The following is a 21,768-nucleotide window of genomic DNA, read 5'->3' as shown; positions in this document are numbered from 1 at the left end:
ATGCCAAGTAACAATATAGAAGAAAAATTAAAAGAACTTGATCGTGGGTTCTATGATTTTATAGATGAATTTACCTACGATAAGATAACAGAAAAAGGTATCAATGCTGATATCGTAAACGAAATATCTCGTGAAAAAGGCGAACCAGATTGGATGAGAATTAGAAGATTAAAATCTCTAGAACTCTTTAACCAAATGGAAAATCCAACTTGGGGACCAGATTTATCAGAGCTAGATGTTAATGACATTACAGCATATGTAAAACCAAAAACAGATAAAAAATCAAACTGGGAAGCTCTTCCTGAAGAAATCAAAGCAACCTTTGATAGACTAGGTATCCCACAAGCTGAACAAGAATCTCTAGCAGGTGTTGGTGCCCAATACGATAGTGAAGAAGTATATTTCTCTATCCAAAAACACTTAGAAGACCAAGGTGTAATCTTTATGGACTTTGCAACAGCCCTAAAAGAACACGAAGACCTTGTTAAAGAATATTTCCAAAGAGCAATCCCACCAACACTTCACAAATACGCAGCCTTACACGGTGCAGTATGGTCAGGTGGATCATTAATCTATGTCCCAGAAGGAGTAAAAGTAGATATTCCACTTCAATCATATTATAGATTAAATGCTCCAGGAGCAGGACAATTTGAACACACAATGATTATTGCAGAAGACAATGCAAAAGTTCACTTTATCGAAGGATGTTCTGCACCTAGATATAACGTAGTAAACCTACACGCAGGATCAGTAGAAATTTTTGTTGGGAAAAATGCAGAAGTAAGATTTTCTACCATAGAAAACTGGTCAAGAAATATGTATAACCTAAATACCAAACGTGCTATCGTTGATGAAGGCGGAAAAGTAATTTGGGTATCAGGTTCTTTTGGATCAAAAGTTTCTATGCTTTACCCAACATCAGTTTTAGCTGGGGAAGGTGCAAGCGCAGAATACACAGGAATTACTTTTGCATCTGATGGTCAATACATTGACAATGGATGCTCAATGATTCACCTAGCTCCAAACACATATTCAACAGCCCTTACAAAATCAATCACAGCTGGAACTGGTAAATCAATGACTAGATCATTAGTTCAAATGAAGAAAAATGCTAAAGGCAGCCGTTCTACAGTAGACTGTGAAAACCTAATGTTAGGTGAGAATGCTCAATCAGATACAATTCCAGTATTAGACATTAGAAACGATGATGTAGACTGTGGTCATGAAGCAAAAATTGGATCACTAAACCAATCACAAATATTTTATCTAATGAGCCGTGGTATTCCAGAAGATGAAGCGAAATCAATGATTGTTCGTGGATTTGCAGAGCCAGTTAGCCGCGAGCTACCATTAGAATATGCAGTTGAAATGAACCACCTAATAGATATGGAACTAGAAGGAGCAAACGGTTAATGAGTAGACTAAATGAAATGAGAATGTACACTTGGAATTCTCAAGGGCTAAACTACGTTGATACAAATCTTACCCTAAAAGAAAAACAAGAGTACTTTAAAAATAGCGAAGGCCAAGCCATAAAAGAATTAGACGATGCTTTTAAGGCTTATGAATATGGTCTTTCAGAAGAAACTAAAAACGAAAACCAAGAATTTAGAAACTTTAGCATCTACCGTGATGTAGAAGGTAAAAAAGATTTTGAATCTATTGAGTTAAAACTTGATGATGAAAATAATATTTTAGTAGCAGGCATTGATATCAATGCCCGCGAAAATTCTGAATCTTCATTTTTAATATCAGCCCTAGGGGAGGGAGAAAATTTATATTTAAACTCTCAATTAAGGGTAAATGTAGCTGATAAAGCAAAAGTAAAATTAGTTGTAGTGACAAACTTTGGTGAAAGCTCAACTAACTTACAATCTATAACTACAATTGTAGGAGAAGATGCACTTTTAGATATTTCATATATTGAAATTGGAGCTGACTATTCAATAGTAAATATTAAAAATATCTTAAAAGGAGATAGAGCTCATGTTATTGAGGATGGAATCTACTTTAAAGAAAAAGAGCAATTCCTAGATATCCTTGCCAACAATGACCATTACGGCAATGAAACTGATTCCGATGCTATGTTTAATGGTGCATTAAAGGATAATGCTCATAAAAACTGGAAGGGTGTTGTTGATTTAAAACACGGTTGCTTTGAAGCAGATGGTAAAATTGGCGATTACTCAATGATGTTTTCAGATAATGTAAAAAATAAAACTGCCCCAATCCTTCTTTGTGCAGAAAAAGAAGTAGCAGGAAACCATGCTGCTAGTGTGGGTAGATTAAATAAAGATATGTTATTTTACATCATGAGTCGTGGTTTTGATAAAAAACAAGCAGAGTCAATGATGCTAGAAGCAACATTCTCAAAAGCCCTTGATAAAATTGAAGATGAATCTTTAAGGGGCGAACTAAAAGAAATAGTTCGTCAAATGAATACAAGGAATTAAAATGGATATACAAAAAATCAGAGCTGATTTTCCTTACCTAGATAGTAAAAATCTAGGTAAGGAAGTCATTTATTTAGATACAGCAGCAACCAGCCAAAAACCAATCCAAGTTCTTGAGGCTGTTGACAAATATTATAAATACCAAAATGCTAACCCTCACAGAGGAGCCCATTATTTAAGCTATGTGGCAACAGAGGCTTATGAAAATTCTCGTGATTATATTAAAGAATACATAGGAGCAGCTCATCGTGAAGAAGTGATCTTTACAAGAAATGCTACAGAAGCATTAAATTTAATTGCTTATTCCTATGCCTTGAACAATTTAAAAGCTGGTGATGAGATTCTAATTACAATCTTAGAACACCATGCAAACATAGTTCCTTGGCAAATAGTAGCAAAAAAAACTGGGGCTAACCTAGTTTATGCCTACTTAAATGATGACTACTCCCTAGACTATGATGATTTAAAAGCAAAAATAAATGAAAATACAAAAATAGTTTCCTTTACAGGTGCAAGCAATGTAAATAGTGAAATCATCGATGTTAAAAAAATTACAGGCTGGGCCCATGAAGTAGGAGCTATTGCAATTGTAGATGGCGCTCAATTAATCCCACACTTAAAAACTGATGTAGCAGACCTTGACTGTGACTTTTTAGTATTTTCAGGCCATAAACTTCTTGCACCAATGGGAACTGGAGTTTTATATGGTAAAAAAGAAATACTAGAAGACATGGTTCCATTTAATACTGGTGGGGACATGATAGAATATGTTTACGAACAAGAAGCAACCTTTGCAGAACTTCCTTACAAGTTTGAAGCTGGAACCCAAGATGTAGGTGGAGTAGTAGGGCTTGCAGAAGCAATAAAATATATGGAAAACATTGGTGTAGATGAGATTTATGAATACGAATCAGACCTAGCTCGCTATGCCTACGGTTTAATAAAAGATATTCCAAATATCAAAATATTCTATCCAGAAAATGTAAAAACTGGAGCAGTTTTATCATTTACCTTTGAAGACATCCACCCACACGATATTGCATCTATCCTTGATAGTAAAGGAGTTGCAGTAAGAAGTGGCCACCACTGTGCTATGCCTCTTCACAAATATTTTGGAGTAAGTGCTACAGCGCGTGCAAGCTTTGCATTTTATAATACCAAAGAAGAAGCAGAAATATTTGCAAAAGAACTTTTAAATGTTAGAAAGGTAATGGGTTTATAATATGAATATGGAAGAAATTTATAGCCAAATAATCCTAGATCATTCCAGAAACCAAGCCAATAAGCACGAACTAGCAGACGCTGATATCACAGAGCCTGGCCACAACCCATCTTGTGGAGATGAAATAGTTTTAGAACTTAAAACAGATGGAGAAAAAATTGTGGATGCAGCCTTTACAGGTGATGGTTGTGCTATCAGCCAAGCAGCTACAAGTGTAATGTGTGATACAATCATTGGTAAAAGCAAAGAAGAAGCCAAAGAAATGGCTGATATTTATATAAGAATGATCAAAAGAGAAGAAGTAAGCGATGAAGAACTAGAAAAATTGGGAGATGCAGTAGCTTTTATAAACATTCAAAATATGCCACAAAGAGTAAAATGCGCCCTACTTTCTTGGAAAACCCTAGATCAAGTTATCTAATATGAATAAAAATAACTTAGAGTATATGGAGTTTATAACAAGTGCTGTCACGGCAGCATTACTATACTTGTTAACATACTTACAATATCAAAAATCTCGTTCATATTGGTGGATAATACTCATAGTATCTATCTTTATGACGGCAAATGCTTATTTAAAGTATAAAAATATAAATAAAAACTAAGGCTTGAAACCAAAGAGGTTTCAAGCTTTTTATTTACATCCTTAATTTAGAAATATATTATATTTTTAATTTTGATAAAAAATAGACTAAATACTTAGCTTATATAATAAAATAAACAAAAAATATTGGAAATCGTTTTTGGTTGTGTTATACTACATATAGGCAAAAGCCAAACATAATGTTAGAAGAAGTGGTAATATTAGTAAGTTTAGAACCTATATCCTAAAAATCTATAAGCTAAATATGTTATTAACGTTATAAGAGTACATACTAAATAAACTTAATAACGTACTTACTAGCTTAGTAAATATTTAGAATATCAGTTTTAACACTTAAGGATTTGGTTTCTGCCATGGCAAGATGTTTCTATACCTGGGGAATATTTCTATTTTTGGGTAAAAATTTATATAGGTTAGATAAATATTTATCTAACATTAAATTTTAACGCAAAAAAATATTGATGTTTTTCATGGCATTTGGAGGTAATTAACTTAATGGATATTAAAAAGTTTTCGCAAGCATCTGTGGATGTTATAAATCATGCAAATAAGATTGCAATTAGGTATGCAAATTCTGAGGTGACAGACTTACATTTACTTTATGCAATTTTGCAAAATCCTAACAATCAAATAGAAGAGTTTTTAAAAGAATCTTCAGTTAATTTCCAACAATTAAAAGATGACGTAGAAAATGCTTTAACTAGGATAAGAAGTGCTAAGGGTGTTACAAAGCTTTATGTAAGTAGGTCTTACCAAAAAGTTTTGCTAGTAGCTGAAGAATTGTCTCGTAATTTATTTGAAGAAAAAGTAAACCTTGACCATATTTTTCTAGCTTTACTAAAGGAAACAGAAACTACAAGTTCAAAAATTTTAAACCAACATGAGCTTAACTATGATGACTTTATGCAATTTGTATCTAGGAAATTTAATGAACAATTCCTAAATGGTGTTGCAAAAGAAACTATAGCTAGCCTTGAAAAATATGGGAGAAATCTAACCAAAGAAGCTATTGAGGGTAAGCTTGATCCAGTTATTGGTAGGGAAGAGGAAACTCGTAGTTCAATCCGTGTTTTATCTCGTAGGATAAAAAATAACCCTATCCTAATTGGTGAAGCTGGAGTTGGTAAGACAGCAATTGTTGAAGGGATTGTCCAAAGAATTGTAAAAGGCGATGTGCCTGACAATTTGAAAAATAGGATAGTTTTTTCCCTAGATATGACATCGTTAGTTGCAGGTACAAAATTTAGGGGAGATTTTGAGGATAGACTTAAAAAAATCCTTGAAACTGTAAGAGACTCAGATGGCAAAATAATCCTATTTATCGATGAGATTCACAATATCATCGGTGCAGGAAATACATCTGGAACTATGGATACAGCAAATATTTTAAAACCAATGCTTGCCCGTGGTGAAATTTTTATAATAGGTGCAACCACAACTGAGGAATACAAAAAGTATATTGAACAAGATGGGGCCCTAGATAGAAGATTTCAAAAAATTATGGTAGCAGAACCAAGCGTTGAGACATCTATTGCTATCCTTAGAGGTATAAAGGCAAAATATGAAAAACACCATATGGTAAAAATATCAGATACTGCTCTTGTAGATGCAGTAAAACTTTCAAAAAGATTTTTATCTTACAGAAAATTACCTGATGTTGCCATAGATGTAATCGATGAAGCAGCTGCATTAACGCGAATGACCAAAGATCAGAAACCAGTCGAAATAGACAACTTAAACCGCGCATTAATCCAGCTTGAGATGGAAAAAATTGCCCTAGACGACCAAACAGATAATATATCAAAAGATAGGATCCTAGATAAAGAGAATGAAATAGAGGATTTGAAAAAGACTCTAGAAGAAAAGACCCAGTTATATAACAAAGAAAAAGAAAGACAAGAGCAAATTTTACTATACGAAAAAGAACTTGAAGGCATTTTAAGTGATATAGAAATAGCTCAAAATGAGCATGATATTAACCAATTAGACGAAAAGATGAAGTCTAAAAAATTGGTAGAAGCTAAACTTGATAAGTTAAATAGTCAAGAAGCTTACTATCCACTATCAACTAGCGTAACAAGTTCTGAAGTAAAAGAGATTATTTCTAAATTATCTGGCATGCCAAAGATAAAACTACAACTAAACAAAATCGAAAACCTAGATGATATTAGGCAAAAGATGAAAAGTGAGTTTGTAGGTAATGATCAAATGATTGATAAAATCATAGATACCTATTTAATTTCTGAAGGTGGCTTATTTAATAGGAGCAAACCTATCGGAAGTTTCCTAATTGGCGGTACTGGCGCAGGCAAAAGTTATATAGCAGAGCTAACTTCAAAATATTTATTTGATGGAGATACTAGCTTACTAAGATTTGATATGGGTGAGTTTACCGAAAAATCATCTGTAACAAAACTGATAGGAGCTCCTCCAGGATATGTTGGCTATGAAGTAGGTGGAGTGCTTACTGAGGCTATAAGAACAAAACCATATAGCGTTGTAGTATTTAATAATATCGAAAAAGCTAATATTGAAATCCAAAGTTTAATCTCACAAATCTTAAGTGAAGGTAAGCTAAAGGATAATAAAGGACGCAGTATCGATTTAAAAAATACTATGATTTTCTTAACCACTTCTGAAAATATTAAAGATAATAATTTAGAAAACAATATCTCGGGTATAAGTAATGTAGTGGATTATGTTTTTTATCTAAACGAACTAGAAAAAGATTCTATCGATAAACTAATAACTATCAACTTAGACAAGTTAGAAGATGATCTTGAAGAAAACCGTATTGAATTAGTATATGATGATAATTTTATAAAAAATCTAACCGCTTATGCTATAAAAATGGATATGGATATTAGAGATATCAAAAAATTTATCGAACAAGAAGTTTATCTAGAGATAAGTAAAGAAATTTTAGCAACGAAGTCAGATAATCCATTGCAAATAAATCTAAAATTTGAAGATGAAAAACTAAATCTGACAGCAAAAGAAAAAAATTGGAGGTAAAAATGGCTTTTCAAGTACCAGAATATGTTAGTCCAAACTTTTCAGATGAAAAGTATCAAAATGCTCAGGATGTAAAACTAGGTAAAGTTGAAAAAGATGGTGTAGCACCAGATGAATTTTATCTAACAACTTACATGCCAACTTACTACAAAGTAGATGGCGAATGGGTATTACCAGAACACACATCAATTAACTGTGTAGCAGTTGTTGAAGGTAGTGATGTAGTTATCAAAGAAATTAGAGATTTAAAAGCAGGCGAAGAAGTTGTACTTAGAGGCGATGATGAAGCAGAAAGCGGAATTGTTGTTAATGCTGAAGGTTTCCCAGAAGAAGTTTACTCAAGACCAGGAAAATCAGTAGAAACATCTTTCTCAACCGATTATGACAAATTATTTGATTTAATGGAACATGAACGTGACAGTGAAGATGGATACATAGTTTGGGTTCTAGGACCAAGTGTTGTATTTGACTATGATACAAGAAATGCTTTAAATAAACTTGCAGAAAATGGATACATCAACTGCTTACTTGCAGGAAACGCTATGTGTACTCACGACCTTGAAGGTGGATTCCTACAAACAGCTCTAGGACAAAATATCTACACACAAGTAAACCAACCAATGGGTCACTACAACCACTTAGACTTACTAAATGAAGTAAGAGATGCAGGTTCTATAAAAGAATTTATCGCAGGTGGTAACGTAAAAGATGGTATCATCAAAACACTTTCTGATATGGATATCCCATTTGTACTATCAGGATCAATCAGAGATGACGGTCCACTTCCAGAAGTACACGGAGATACAGATGATGCTTTAAACGCTACTAAAAAAGAACTTGACAAAGCAACATTAGTTATCTGTATTGCTACAATGCTTCACAGTGTATCAGTTGCAAACTTAGCTTCAAGTTACAAAAAAAGAGCAGACGGAACAGTTTCACCAGTATACTTATACTCAATAGACGTTACAGAAAACGTAGTACACAAAGTAGGTGCAGCTAGAGAATACATGGGATTTGTACCAATGGTAACAAACGTACAAGACTTTGTAGTTAACTGTGAAAAAGCATTAGTTTCTCCAGCACAAGGAGTACTTTCTGAAGATATGGAAATTCCAGCAACTGAAACTGTTCAAATAACAGGCCACAAAGAACAAAGCAAGGAGGAATTATAAGATGAAATTTGAAATGCCAAAATATCATCACCCTGATTTTGATCAAGATTTCTTGAAAAATGCCCCAAATGTTAAACTTGAAGAAGTAACAGAAGAAGGTATCAGCCCACGCCACTACCACGCACTTTCTGTATTCCCAGAATACTTCAAAGTTAATGACAAATGGGTACTTGCAACAGAATCTAGAATGGATACTGTTTGTGTAGTAAATGATACTCCAGGTGAAGAAAGTGTTGATATCGTTGAATTTAGAAACCTAAAAGTAGGCGATAAAGTAGCTATCGGACGTACAGAAGATGCTTCAGAAGGTATCTACGTATGGACACAAGGTTTCCTTGAAGAAGGTAGCGAAAAAGATACATTTGCTTTCCGTTCAGGTCGTTCAAGAGAAACAGCTTTCTCAATGGACTATGATAACCTATACGAAGTATTAAAACATGAAAAAGAAAACAATGGTTATGTAACAATGGTAGTAGGTTCTGCTATTGCCCTTGATAGAGATGCTAGACTTGCTTTACAAAGATTAATTGAAAATGGATTTATCAATGCAATCTTCTGTGGTACAGAAACAGCAGCATTTGACCTTGAACGTGGTCTATATGGTACATCTTGGGGACAAGAACACTTTGAAAAAGAACAAAACTCAACAAGAAATCTTTTTGAAACAATCAACTTAGCTCGTAAATATGGTTCAACAAAAGCATTAGTAGAATCAGGACAAGTTAAAGATGGATTTATCAAAGCTTGTGTTGAAAATGATGTTGACTTTGTAATTGCTGGTACTATTCGTGATAGATTTGGTCTACCAGAAACTATCAACAATGTTTATGAAGCACAAGATGCTATGAGAGCTCACTCAAGAAAAACATCTACAATCATCATGCTTTCAGCAATCTTATTTACAATTGCAACAGGAAACATGACTCCATCATACAACGAATTTGATGGTGAAATCAGACCAGTTTACATGTACACAGTAGATATCCAAGAATTTGCTGTAAATAAACTTTCTGATAGGGGTACTGTAACAGCTGTTACTATGGTAACAAATACCCAAGACTTCATTAGAAACGTAGATAGAGCTTTAAATAACTAGAAGTTATTTAAATAGCTTTAAAAGAAGGGTTCCGTGCCCTAAGAATAAATAGATAAAAATTAATTATTTTTATCCATATATGATTCACATTAATAGGCTGATTTTTACACTTAGATTTGTAGAATCAGCCTATTTTCTTATTAAAAACTTTCTTTTGAAAAAAATTTACTAGTTAGAGTTTTTATTCAAACTATGATAAAATAATATTGTAGAATGTCAATAATGCTACAATATTATTTATATTTGTAGCTTGCTTATAGAAAGGATTTTTTTATGGAAAGTACAGTAACAAGCATTAGTGCTGAAAAAAAAGAAAAGCTTGATAGTATAATAAAAGAATTGCTAAAAGAAAAATTTGTTTTAGCATTTTCAGGTGGTGTAGATAGTACACTTATTTTAAAACTTGCATCTGAATTAAGAGAAAATCGTGATGATGTAGTTGCTATGACATTTGTAACAGAGTTTTCTCCTAAAGATGAACTAGATGAGTGTGTAAGACTAGCTGAAGAAATGGATGTAGAACTTACAGTAGCAAATGTAAGTATTATGGATAATGAAAAACTACTTAATAACGTAAACTACAGATGCTACCACTGTAAGGGTGGACTTTTTGAAAATTGCTTTAACCTAAAAGATGAACTTGGCTATGGCTACGTAGTAGATGGAACAAACCTAGACGACTACCAAGTATTTAGACCAGGTATTAAAGCGCTAAAAGATTTAGGAGCTAGATCACCACTTTATGAAGCAGGGCTTAGCAAGGCAGAAGTAAGAGCTTATTCAAAAGAATTAGGCATAGAAACTCACAAAAAACCATCAAAACCATGTATGGCAACAAGATTCCCATACAATACGAGAATCGACATTGATATGTTCCCAATGATTGAAGAAGCTGAAAATTACTTAGAAAGCCTAGGATTTGCTGTAAATAGAGTAAGAATTTACGGAGATAATACAAGAATCGAAGTAGAAAAAGAAAAATTAGGCCAAGTATTTGAACATTCAGAAGAAATTGTTAAAAAATTTAAAGACTTAGGATTTAAATATGTAAACATTGACTTAGAAGGATACAGATCTGGTTCTATGGATGAAGTTGTAGATGATAACTTAAAAACTGAAGTAAATCCATGGTTGACTGATGAACAATAAAGAATTTTTAGAAAAAATAAAAAATAATGAAATATCTATAAACGAAGGTCTAGACTACCTAAAAGATTTTAACTACAAGGATCTAGACTTTGCAAAACTAGATTTTCAAAGAAAAGAACGCCGTGGTTTCGGCGAAACAATATTTTGTGAGGGCAAAGAAGACTTTGCCCTTGCACAAATTTATAAGTCTTTTAGTGAGCGTAAAGAATCCGTAATTGGAACAAGGGCTACTCCTAGCCAATATGAAAGAGTCTTAGAACTAGTACCAGAAGCAGCATATGATCCGACAGCTAGAATAATTTCTCTAGTTTATGAACAAACTCCAAAAATTGGTAATATTGCCATTTGTACTGGTGGAACAGCAGACTTAAAAGTAGCTGAAGAAGCAAGGATAACTGCTGAATTTTTTGGGGCAAATGTTACTAAGTTCTATGATGTAGGAGTATCTGGCCTTCATAGATTAACTTCAAAAATAGATGAAATAGCAAAAGCAAATGTAATAATTGCTATTGCTGGTATGGAGGGGGCCCTACCAACTGTAATAGGGGGATTAGTAAATAAACCAATTATAGCTGTACCAACTTCTATTGGTTATGGAGCAAATTTTAATGGTCTTTCAGCCCTACTTACTATGTTAAATACCTGTGCCGAAGGGGTAAATGTTGTAAATATTGATAATGGTTATAGTGCAGCCTACAATGCTTGTCAGATTAATAAATTGATTGAGGAGAAGTAAATGGATTTATATTTTGAAATGAACTCTGGGATTGCAGGAGATATGACAATTGCAGCTCTCCTTGACCTTGGAGCTAGTAAGGAAAAATTAGTAAACGCTATTGATTCTTTAGGAATTGACGGCTATGAATTAGTCTTTGATAGAAAAATTAAAAATAATATAGATGCTAATAACTTCGATGTAATTTTAACAAATGAAAATCACAATCATAGTCATGAAGGCAAAGAAAGTCATGACCATGACCACACCCATGAACATGTAGATGAAAATGGAAATACTTATACACATTCTCATGGAGATGACCACCACGGTCATAGACATTTAAAAGAAATTACAGAATTAATTAATAAGGCAGATATATCAGAAAAAGCAAAAGAAGATGCTTTAGGTATCTTTGATATAATTGCTGATGCAGAAGCAAAAGCTCACGGCATAGAAAAATCAGCAGTCCACTTTCACGAAGTTGGAGCAGTAGATTCTATAATTGATATTATAGGAACAGCTGTTTTAATAGATGATTTGGGAGCTGAAAATATTTATTTTTCAGACCTTAGTGAAGGATACGGCTACCAATATTCATCTCACGGGCAAATGCCTATTCCAGTACCAGCAGTAGTAAATATCCTAGCTGGGTCAAATGTAACTTTAAAGTTATTAGATGAAGAAGGTGAACACGTAACTCCAACTGGTGCTGCCATAGTAAGATACTATGACAAGGGCGAAAAAATTGATAGTTTCAAAGTAAAAAATGTAGGTCTTGGAGCAGGTAACAAAGACTTCGACAAATATACCAATATCCTACGAGTAATGGAAATTGAAACTAGTAAAAAAAAACATTAGAAATATTAGAAACTAACATAGACGATAGTACAGGTGAGGTCTTAGGTTTTATAGTAGATGAATGTATGAAATATGCCTTAGATGTGTTTTATACATCAATTTATATGAAAAAAAATAGACCAGCCTATAAGCTATCAGTTATTTGCGATATAGAAAATGAAAAACTCATTGAAGATATTATCTTTAAACACACTACCAGTATAGGTATTAGAAAAATCCCTATAGAAAGAGACATCCTGGATCGCAAAAAAGAAGTACTTACCTATGAGGGCATAGATTACAAATATAAAGTAGTAAGTTATAATGGTGATACTTATTCTTATCCAGAATTTGAGTCAGCAAAAGAACTTGCCCAAAAAGAGGACATAGGTATAAAAACTGCCTTTGATTTACTAAAAATATTATATGATAAGGAAGGAAAATAGAGATGAAATATTTCAAAACTTTATTATTATCTTTAGCACTGATTTTATCTGGCTGTAGTAATAACCAAGAAGCCAAACCAGAAGAAAATACAGTCACAGAAGAAACAACTGTAAAGGAAGAAGGTAAAGAAACAGAAAATAAAAACGAAACTGATAAAGAAGAAGATACAGAAAAAGAAGGCGCAGAAAAAGTAGAATCTACTTCCCAAAAAGATGGCTATCCAAAAACAGTTACTGACCTAGCTGGTAATGAAATTACTTTAGAAAAACCTTTAGATAAGGTAATCATCCAAGGATCTAGTTCAGGTGGTCCATTTATGCCAATGATGTATATAGATAAGGATAATTTCTTATCAAAAATTGCAGCTATGGATGATAGTGTAAAAATAGACCGTAATGACTTTTACACACGTCTAGAAAAAGAAATGCCTGAAATAGAAGAGGTCCCACGTATTGCAAACTTTATGGATAACGATTTTTCGTATGAGTCTATCTTAAACACAGATGCTGATGGGATTATTGCACCAATTGGTTTTAAAACTCAAATTGAGGCTATCCAAGAAAAAATCGATATCCCAGTATTTTACGTAGACTATCACTCTCAAGAGTTTGATAAGCATATAGCTTCTACAAAACTCATAGCAGATGTAACAGGTCTTGATAAAAATCTTGATGAACTAATTGATTTTTATACATCAAAAGTTAGTCCTATCATTGAGAAGAAATTTGAAGAAAGTGAAAAACCAAAAGTATACGTAGAACACGGATACGAAGGTGAAAAAGAATACGGTAACTCTTATGGATCAAACAAAATGTGGGGCAAAATCGTAGAAGATGTTGGCGGCCATAACATAGGTTCAGATGCCCTAGGAGCTGATGAAGCTATCCCGCTTTCAAGTGAATTTGTACTGGCAGAAAACCCAGAAAAAATTATTTTAACAGGATCTCAATGGGTAGAAAAACCACACTCTATGAAAATGGGCTATGACACAACAGCTGACTGGGTTCAAGAAAAAGTTGACCAATATAAAACACGTCCAGGCTGGTCTGACCTAGATGCTATGAAAAATCACGAAGTATATGTAATTAGCCAACAATTAGTTCGTGATATGAGTGATTTTTACGCTTATGAGTACTTAGCAAAAACTTTCCACCCTGATGTATATGGGGATTTAGATCCTGATAAAGACTTAAAAGAGTTTTATGAAAAATTTATGCCGATTGACTTAGAAGGAACGTGGTCCTATAAATATGAAGAGAAGTAAGAAAATAGTTTTTTCTATAATTCTTTTATTAATAGCAAGTATAATAGACCTATTTATTGGTGATAGTAAGATTGTCCTAACTGATATTTTAAACTTAAATGAAATTCAAAGAACAATTTTATTTGATATTCGCCTTCCAGAAGTTCTTACAGCTATAGTTGTGGGACTTTCTTTAGGACTAGGTGGGGCTATTATGCAAACTATTTTAAATAATCCCTTGGCAGATCCCTTTACTCTAGGGATATCTTCAGCAGCAGGATTTGGGGCAAGTCTATTTTTAATCTTAGGCTTATCCCTATCCTATGTTGCCTTTGGGTCTATTATATTTTCTTTAATATCCATGTTTTTTGTATTTTACATATCAAAAAAGAAAGCTATGAATACTGAGGATATGATTTTAGCAGGAATTGCTGTAAAATTTTTCTTTGACTCTCTAACTTCACTTTTACAATATTTGGCTACAGACGAAGCCTTAGCTTCTATAGTATTTTGGCTATTTGGTAATGTTACAAAGACAACTATGAAAGAAATACTTTTAATCTTAGCATTTTTTGTATTTATCTTAATAATGTCATTAAAAGATGCCTGGAAGCTTACTGCCATGCGTTTTGGAGAAGATAGGGCAAGGGCTATGGGAGTTGATACTAAGAAACTAAAGGTAAAAACTTTTATCTTGGTTTCAATCCTTGCTGCAATTTCTGTTTCATATGTAGGAATCATAGGTTTTATAGGAATTCTTGCTCCACACTTTGCTAGACGCTGGGTTGGTGAAGACCAAAGATATTATTTAGTTTTATCAGCTATTATAGGTGGCATGCTTTTAGTAGCATCATCTATGGTTACTAAAGTCATAAAACCTGGAGTTGTAGTTCCTATAGGTATTATTTCATCATTAATAGGCCTTCCACTTATATTTATAATATTGTTTGGAGTCAAAGATGATTGATATTAAAAACCTTACTATAAATTATGATAAAAAAATTATTGATGATGTGAGCTTTAATATAGAACCTGGCAAACTCCATGTACTTATGGGAAGAAACGGAGCTGGTAAATCATCTATCCTAAATGCTATTAATGGCTTAGTTAACTATGATGGAGAGATAAAAACAGACGGCAAAATTTCTTACCTAAACCAAAATATAAATACAAACGTCAATTTTACCGTTTTTGAAACTATTATCCTTGGTAAGGTAAAAAGTCTTAACTTTAAAGTTAGCAAAGAAGATATAAAAGATACTTATGAGATTATGGATCTTTTAGAACTTAGAGAATTTGAAAATAAGAAATTAAATAAAATGAGCGGGGGAGAAGTCCAAAAAGTACTCATTGCCCAAGCTCTTATAAGTAAACCAGACATTTTATTATTAGATGAACCAGTAAGTGCCTTAGATTTACACAACCAATATGAAATTTTGGCTATAATAAAAAAACTAACCCATGATTTAAATCTAACTACCCTCATAACCCTCCACCAAATGGAACTTATAGAAAAATATGCTGACAATATTATTTTAATAAATGATAAAAAAATATATGCAATTGGCAATAAATACAAGATATTTACCAAAAAAATGTTTGATGATGTTTATAACATAGATGCAATAATAAAAGAAGTAGATGATAATTTGTTATTTTTGTTTAATATTAATTCTAATTTAGGGTAAATATATAAATAGGAAAAGCTAAAACGAAAGAAGTGATATATTTTAGCTATATCACGAAGGAGGAATTATGACAGAAAAGAAAAAACGTGATAGTAGTACAATGGCCAAACTGGGCCTACTAATCACAGCAATCCTTTGGGGTTCATCCCTAACAGTGGTAAAGGGTGCAGCAGATACCTTTAACCCAAACTTTATTTTGATGGTAAGATTTGCTTTATCAGCAATCATACTAGCTATTATCTTTAACAAAAAAGTTAGAAAAGCAACAAAAGATGATGTGAAAGCAGGCTTTATAGTAGGATTTTTCTTATTTATAGCTTATTCATCCCAGACTTTAGGTGTTACATATGCAGATCCAGGTAGAAGTGCTTTCTTATCAGCATCCTACTGTGTAATAGTGCCATTCTTATCATGGGCAGTTACTAAACATAGACCAGATAAATACAATATTTGGGCAGCAATTATAGCAATTATAGGTATTTATCTTATCTCAAAATCAGGTGTTGAAAAAGGAACTTCAATCTTTAATGCTAGTAGAGAAATGAAAATTGGTGACGGTCTTGCTTTACTAAGTGGTTTCTTATTTGCATCACATATCGTTGCAGTAAACCAATTTACTAAAGGCAAGGATCCAATTTTAATGACTATCTTCCAATTTACATCAGCAGCAATTCTTTCTGCTATAGTAACATTAATATTTGAAGATAACTCAAATATGGTAGTTAATTCATCAAGACCAATCTTTGAATTACTATATTTAGCTATATTCTGTACAACAGTAGCCCTATTACTACAAAATATAGGACAAAAATACACAAACGAATCATCAGCAGCAATTATTCTTGGATTTGAATCAGTATTTGGTATTCTAATCCCAGTTATGCTAGGAATTGAAAGTTTAACAGCAATGTCAGTTGTAGGATTCGTACTAATGTTTGTTGCAATAATGATATCAGAAACAAAACTATCATTCTTGAATAAGAATAAAGCAACAGCATAACAAACTTACCCCAAAATTTTTATAGATTTTGGGGTTTTTTTATTTTAAGGAGACAATATGGAAAATGATAAGATAGAAGTTTTTGGTATAAAACTAACAAGACCCCATGCCATGGCTATAGTAAGGTTTATTGTAATAGTAGCAGTAGCTATTTTTTATAATAATCCGCCGGGAACTGTGCATGAAGATTATGTGACAACCTATTCAAACTCACCATTTTTATATGGTTTTCAGACCATGTGCATTTTTGTAATAATTACTCAAACTATAAAAATTTTTGAAGACTTGTTATATAAAGGCAAAAAGTAAATCTCTAAGATATCTTAGAGATTTTTTTATTTGGTTTGTAAAATAGATTGACAATAATTGTCTAGGATGTTATTATAAATGCGATTAAAACGTTTTAACGAGGGTGATATGGCGAATATAAAAGATGTAGCAAAGCTAGCAGGTGTTTCTATCACAACTGTTTCTATGGTTTTGAATAATACTGAAAATAAAATATCAGATGCCACTAGAAAAAAAGTAATGGATGCTGCAAAAAAGCTAAGTTACAATCCAAATAGTTATGCAAAAGCCTTGGCCAGCAAAAAAAGTAATATAATTATGGCCATAGTGCCAGATATAAATAATCCATTTTTTTCACAACTCGTTAAAGAACTAACTGGTTTTGCTCAAGAATATTCGTATTTCTTATATATCCACAATACAAACAACAAAAAAATAAAAAGGCAAGAGTTTGAAAGTCTTATTGTCAGCAATTTTTTTGCAGCAACCCTAGTTGTTGATAGAAATGTAAAGGGCCTAGATGAGGATTTAATAAAAAAACATAATATAATCTTTTTGGATGAAGTTGACTTTAATGGCAGAGATAGCCAAATAGTTACTGGCAACAACGAAATGGGTGGCTATATGGCCATGGAATATTTAATCAAACGAGGTTTTACAGACATAGGTCTTTTAATAGGCCCAAGGTCAACTGCAAATTCTTCTAGAAGGCTTTCTGGAGCTATAAAAGCTGCCATGAATTATGACATATACATAGATCAGAAAAATATTATCCACGGAGACTATAGCTACGAAGAAGGCTATAAGGCTGGTAAATTTTTTAAGGAAAGAAAAGTAGATGCAATATTTTCCTTTGCAGATATGTCTTCTTATGGGCTTATAAATTATTTTGCTGAAAATAATATAAGAATCCCAGAAGATATCTCCTTAATTAGCTATGACAATTTATTTTTAAATAAGATAATCCCACCAAGGCTTACATCAATTGACCAAAACCTAAAGGAAATAGCAGCAACAGCTATAAAAATGGCTGATGATTTAATAAAAAAAGGCAGCATCCAAGAAAAAATACTGGTAAAACCAAAAATAGTAAAAGGAGAAAGTGTAGGTTTTAAAAATGAAGATAATTAATTTTGGCTCTTTAAATATAGATATTTTCTTTAGGGTAAATCATATAGTAAGACCTGGAGAAACTATAAGTGCCCAAAGCATCGAAAGAAGAGCAGGCGGCAAGGGACTTAATCAATCAGTAGCTCTTGCAAAAACTTTTGATAAAGTCTACCATGCTGGCAGTATAGGCATGGATGGATCTTTTTTAAAAGAATATTTAGCTGGTGAAGGCATAGATACAAGCTACATAAGACAGTCAGCAGCTGCTACAGGTAATGCCATTATCCAAGTAGATGATAAGGGCGAAAACTCCATAGTTTTATATAAGGGTGCCAATTTTGATAATGATAAGGACTTTATAGATGAAGTTTTAGCAAATTTTGACAAAGATGATATACTTGTTTTACAAAATGAAATAAATAATATGGCTTATATAATAGATAATGCCTACCAAAAGGGAATGAAAATTGTCTTAAATCCATCACCTATTACAGATGAGCTAAAAGACTTTGACCTTAATAAGATAGATTTACTTTTAGTAAATGAAACTGAAGCGTGCGCTATCTCAGAATGTGAAGATATAGAAAAAATCATTGCCTTTTTTAGAAAAAATTATGAAAACTTAAAGCTAGTAATAACCCTAGGTAGTCGCGGGTCAATTTTTGTAGATAAGGATAATAAAATTAGCCAAGAAGCCTACAAGGTAGAAGCAGTAGATAGTACAGGGGCAGGAGATACCTTTACAGGATTTTTTGTAGCAGAGTTTTACAAAAATAAAAATATTAAAAAATGCTTGGAGCTAGCAACAAAGGCATCAGCTTTATCTGTTACAAAAAAGGGAGCAAGCATATCTATCCCATCCTTAGAAGAAGTAGAAAAATTTAATGGAGAAAATTAATGAAAGAACATGGAATACTAAATAGTGAGATATCAAAAAGACTATCAGACCTAGGCCATACAGATTTAATTGCCGTTGGTGATTGTGGATTGCCTATAGATTCTGATAAAAAAATTGATTTGGCCCTAAAACTAGGTGAGCCAAAATTTATCGATGTCCTAGAGGTTTTATTAGAAGACTTTGGCTGTGAGCACTACATACTGGCTAGCGAAATAAAAGAAAAGAACCCAGACCAAGAAGCAGCTATCAAAAATCTTTTAGAGGATGTATCTAGCGAATATATAAGCCACGAAGATTTTAAGAAAAAACTAGATGATGTTAAATTTGTTATAAGAACTGGTGAAAATACCCCATATTCTAACATAATTTTAAGATCGAAAAATATCTTTTAGGAGTATATATGATTATTCAAATGAAAGATATTTACAAGTCCTTTGGAAAAAATGATGTACTAAAGGGTGTAGATTTTAACTTAGCTGAGGGAGAAATCCACGCTCTAGTTGGAGAAAATGGGGCAGGTAAGTCAACCCTTATGAATATTTTATCTGGTGTTTTAAATGAAGATGCTGGAAAAATTATTATTGATGGTAAAGAAGTAAATATTACCGATACCAATATTGCCAAAGATTATGGTATAAGCTTTATCCACCAAGAACTAAGCGACTGGCCAGAGTTAAGTGTTATGGATAATATTTTTATGAACAATGAGCTTAGTAAGGGTTTATTTTTAGATAGAAAGTCCATGCGCAAAAAATGTATAGAACTTCTTGATAAATTTGACTTAGATATAGATCCAGACACTAAAGTTTCAAAATTATCTGTTGGCCAAAGGCAGATGATGGAAATAGCTAAGGCAAATTTAAATAAGGTAAATGTATTAATCTTAGATGAACCAACCAGTGCCCTAACCAACAATGAAATAGATAAGTTATTTTTACTTATTAAAAAACTTAGAGATGACAATGTATCTATGATTTACATATCCCACCGTATGGAAGAAATATTTTCTCTAACTGATAAAATAACAGTCATGCGTGATGGAAAATCAGTTGCTGTCATGGATACCTTTGCTACAAACGAAAAAGAAGTGGTCTCCCACATGGTTGGTAGGGATATAGGCGACTTTTATCCTGAAATGGATGCTGAAGTTTCTGATGTCAAAATAGAACTTAAAAACTTTTCTAGGGATGGATATTTTGAAAATATAAATATAGCTGCTAAAAAAGGAGAAGTTTTAGGTGTAGCTGGTCTCATGGGAGCAGGCAGAACAGAGATTATGAGATCTCTTTATGGACTTGACCCAAAAGATAGCGGAGAAGTTTATATCGATGGAAACAAGATAGAAATAAATAAGCCAATCGATGCTATAAATAATAAAATTGGTTTTGTAACAGAAAATAGACAAGAAGAAGGCCTAGTCCTTGATGAGTCTATTAGAGAAAATATATCTTTATTAAACTTTAATCAATTTACTAATAAATCCTTTATAGATAAGAAAAAAGAGAGAGACTTATCAAATTCCCTAGTAGATTCATTTAGGGTCAAAACCCAATCTAGCGAAAGTAAGGTGCGCGATTTATCAGGAGGTAACCAGCAAAAAGTTGTTTTTGCCAAATGGTATGCCATAGGTCCTGAGATTCTAACTTTAGATGAACCTACCAAGGGTGTAGATGTGGGGGCCAAAAGAGAAATATATGATTTGATAAAACAATTAACCCATAAGGGAGTGTCAGTAATCCTAATATCAAGCGATCTTCCTGAATTATTATCCCTTTCTGATCGCATATATGTAATTCATGAAGGAAAAGTAAATGGAGAGCTTTTAAGAGAAGAAGCCGACCAAGAAAAAATAATGACTCTTGCTACAGGAGGAAAGCTATGAGCAATTTTAAAACAAAAATGAAAGAAAATCAAAATTTAGGTACGATATTAGCCTTAATTATCCTTATGATTTTTGTAAGTATCCTAAATCCTACATTTTTACAGGCAAATAACCTGATGAACCTTATGAGGCAATTGATAATAAATGGATTTATTGCCCTAGGTATGACCTTTGTAATCCTAACTGGAGGCATCGACCTATCAGTGGGCTCAACCTTAGCCCTTACATCTGCAATTTTTGCAGGCCTTTTACAAAATGGAATGAACACAGGCCTTGCAATTTTAATAGCAGTAGGCCTTGGTTTAGTTTTAGGTTTACTAAATGGACTTTTAATTACAAAAGGGAAACTCGCTCCATTTATAGTAACCCTTGCTACCATGACAATTTTTAGAGGGCTTACCCTAGTTTACACAGACGGTCGTCCTATAGCAGGACCAAAAGATAACTTTGCCTTTCAATTTTTAGGTAAGGGTCAATTTTTTGGCATTCCTTTTCAAGTAATATTATTTATCCTAGCCTTTTTATGCTTATGGATTATCCTAAATAAAACAGCCCTAGGCCGCAAAATTTACGCAGTAGGGGGTAATGAAAAAGCAAGTTTTATTTCAGGTATTAATATAGATAAGGTTAAGATCTGGGTTTATGTTATATCATCCCTTATGGCTGTCTTATCAGGTTTAGTTTTAACCTCTAGGTTAAATTCTGCTCAGCCAACTGCAGGAGCAGCTTATGAAATGGATGCTATTGCTGCAGTTGTGCTTGGTGGTACAAGTATGACTGGTGGTAGCGGATCACTTACTGGCACTCTAATCGGTATTTTGATTTTAGGAGTACTTAATAACGGACTTAATTTATTGGGAGTTTCAAGTTTTTACCAACAAATCGTAAAAGGGATTGTAATATTAATTGCAGTTCTAATTGACCGTAAGAGAAACAAATAGGA

Annotated in this window: 21 protein-coding genes; all 21 read left to right on the top strand. The window is 32.9% G+C overall.

Features of this window, described 5'->3' with window-relative positions; genetic code table 11:
- The 21 genes from sufB to ACCQ40_RS01340 all read left to right on the top strand — a co-directional run bounded on the left by sufB (nt 1) and on the right by ACCQ40_RS01340 (nt 21,766).
- Nucleotides 1–1,413 (top strand): Fe-S cluster assembly protein SufB, encoded by a 1,413-nt coding sequence (gene sufB / locus ACCQ40_RS01440; protein WP_410032302.1) that lies wholly within the window; start codon nt 1–3, stop codon nt 1,411–1,413.
- A complete protein-coding gene (locus tag ACCQ40_RS01435) occupies nt 1,413–2,453 on the top strand; it encodes a SufD family Fe-S cluster assembly protein (protein ID WP_410032301.1) in 1,041 nt (346 codons plus the stop codon). Before sufB ends, ACCQ40_RS01435 begins: the two co-directional genes overlap by 1 nt.
- Nucleotide 2,454: 1 nt before the next feature.
- Nucleotides 2,455–3,675, top strand: a complete 1,221-nt coding sequence (locus tag ACCQ40_RS01430) for a SufS family cysteine desulfurase (protein WP_410032300.1) — start codon at nt 2,455–2,457, stop codon at nt 3,673–3,675.
- A gap of 1 nt (nt 3,676) precedes the next feature.
- Nucleotides 3,677–4,096, top strand: a complete 420-nt coding sequence (gene sufU, locus ACCQ40_RS01425) for a Fe-S cluster assembly sulfur transfer protein SufU (RefSeq protein WP_410032299.1) — start codon at nt 3,677–3,679, stop codon at nt 4,094–4,096.
- A 678-nt stretch (nt 4,097–4,774) separates the two neighbouring features.
- On the top strand, nt 4,775–7,294 hold the full coding sequence (locus ACCQ40_RS01420; RefSeq protein WP_410032298.1) for an ATP-dependent Clp protease ATP-binding subunit: 2,520 nt from the start codon (nt 4,775–4,777) through the stop codon (nt 7,292–7,294).
- Between the two features lie 2 nt (nt 7,295–7,296).
- Nucleotides 7,297–8,469, top strand: a complete 1,173-nt coding sequence (locus ACCQ40_RS01415) for an ornithine cyclodeaminase family domain (RefSeq protein ID WP_410032297.1) — start codon at nt 7,297–7,299, stop codon at nt 8,467–8,469.
- A gap of 1 nt (nt 8,470) precedes the next feature.
- A complete protein-coding gene (locus tag ACCQ40_RS01410; protein ID WP_410023782.1) occupies nt 8,471–9,565 on the top strand; it encodes a putative NPN-dependent ornithine cyclodeaminase in 1,095 nt (364 codons plus the stop codon).
- Nucleotides 9,566–9,838: 273 nt separating this feature from the next.
- Complete coding sequence (gene larE, locus ACCQ40_RS01405) at nt 9,839–10,714, top strand: ATP-dependent sacrificial sulfur transferase LarE (RefSeq protein ID WP_410032296.1); 876 nt, start codon at nt 9,839–9,841, stop codon at nt 10,712–10,714.
- Nucleotides 10,704–11,450 (top strand): nickel pincer cofactor biosynthesis protein LarB, encoded by a 747-nt coding sequence (gene larB, locus ACCQ40_RS01400; RefSeq protein WP_410032295.1) that lies wholly within the window; start codon nt 10,704–10,706, stop codon nt 11,448–11,450. The genes larE and larB overlap by 11 nt, the downstream gene beginning before the upstream one ends.
- A complete protein-coding gene (gene larC, locus ACCQ40_RS01395) occupies nt 11,451–12,290 on the top strand; it encodes a nickel pincer cofactor biosynthesis protein LarC (protein WP_410032294.1) in 840 nt (279 codons plus the stop codon).
- Between the two features lie 2 nt (nt 12,291–12,292).
- Nucleotides 12,293–12,715 (top strand): nickel pincer cofactor biosynthesis protein LarC2, encoded by a 423-nt coding sequence (gene larC2, locus ACCQ40_RS01390; protein WP_410032455.1) that lies wholly within the window; start codon nt 12,293–12,295, stop codon nt 12,713–12,715.
- Between the two features lie 2 nt (nt 12,716–12,717).
- The gene (locus tag ACCQ40_RS01385; RefSeq protein ID WP_410032293.1) at nt 12,718–13,980 is read left to right on the top strand and encodes an ABC transporter substrate-binding protein; all 1,263 of its coding nucleotides are present in this window, start codon (nt 12,718–12,720) and stop codon (nt 13,978–13,980) included.
- Nucleotides 13,967–14,926: a FecCD family ABC transporter permease gene (locus ACCQ40_RS01380; RefSeq protein ID WP_410023777.1), complete on the top strand. Its 960-nt coding sequence runs from the start codon at nt 13,967–13,969 to the stop codon at nt 14,924–14,926. The genes ACCQ40_RS01385 and ACCQ40_RS01380 overlap by 14 nt, the downstream gene beginning before the upstream one ends.
- Nucleotides 14,919–15,647: an ABC transporter ATP-binding protein gene (locus tag ACCQ40_RS01375; RefSeq protein WP_410032292.1), complete on the top strand. Its 729-nt coding sequence runs from the start codon at nt 14,919–14,921 to the stop codon at nt 15,645–15,647. The genes ACCQ40_RS01380 and ACCQ40_RS01375 overlap by 8 nt, the downstream gene beginning before the upstream one ends.
- Nucleotides 15,648–15,714: 67 nt before the next feature.
- On the top strand, nt 15,715–16,647 hold the full coding sequence (locus ACCQ40_RS01370) for a DMT family transporter (protein ID WP_410032291.1): 933 nt from the start codon (nt 15,715–15,717) through the stop codon (nt 16,645–16,647).
- Nucleotides 16,648–16,704: 57 nt separating this feature from the next.
- Nucleotides 16,705–16,956 carry a hypothetical protein gene (locus tag ACCQ40_RS01365; protein WP_394010679.1) on the top strand — a complete coding sequence of 84 codons (252 nt, stop codon included), beginning with the start codon at nt 16,705–16,707 and terminating at the stop codon, nt 16,954–16,956.
- A 108-nt stretch (nt 16,957–17,064) separates the two neighbouring features.
- Nucleotides 17,065–18,066: a LacI family DNA-binding transcriptional regulator gene (locus ACCQ40_RS01360; RefSeq protein ID WP_410032290.1), complete on the top strand. Its 1,002-nt coding sequence runs from the start codon at nt 17,065–17,067 to the stop codon at nt 18,064–18,066.
- Nucleotides 18,053–18,943 (top strand): ribokinase, encoded by an 891-nt coding sequence (locus ACCQ40_RS01355; protein ID WP_410032289.1) that lies wholly within the window; start codon nt 18,053–18,055, stop codon nt 18,941–18,943. Before ACCQ40_RS01360 ends, ACCQ40_RS01355 begins: the two co-directional genes overlap by 14 nt.
- Entirely contained in the window at nt 18,943–19,335 is a 393-nt protein-coding gene (gene rbsD, locus ACCQ40_RS01350; protein WP_410032288.1) for a D-ribose pyranase, read from the top strand. Before ACCQ40_RS01355 ends, rbsD begins: the two co-directional genes overlap by 1 nt.
- A gap of 8 nt (nt 19,336–19,343) precedes the next feature.
- Nucleotides 19,344–20,825, top strand: a complete 1,482-nt coding sequence (locus ACCQ40_RS01345; RefSeq protein WP_410032287.1) for a sugar ABC transporter ATP-binding protein — start codon at nt 19,344–19,346, stop codon at nt 20,823–20,825.
- Nucleotides 20,822–21,766, top strand: a complete 945-nt coding sequence (locus tag ACCQ40_RS01340; protein WP_410032286.1) for an ABC transporter permease — start codon at nt 20,822–20,824, stop codon at nt 21,764–21,766. Before ACCQ40_RS01345 ends, ACCQ40_RS01340 begins: the two co-directional genes overlap by 4 nt.
- Nucleotides 21,767–21,768: the final 2 nt, after the last annotated feature.

Source organism: Anaerococcus cruorum (assembly GCF_046365495.1).
GTDB lineage: Bacteria > Bacillota > Clostridia > Tissierellales > Peptoniphilaceae > Anaerococcus > Anaerococcus cruorum.
This window is presented reverse-complemented; position numbering and strand designations above follow the sequence as displayed.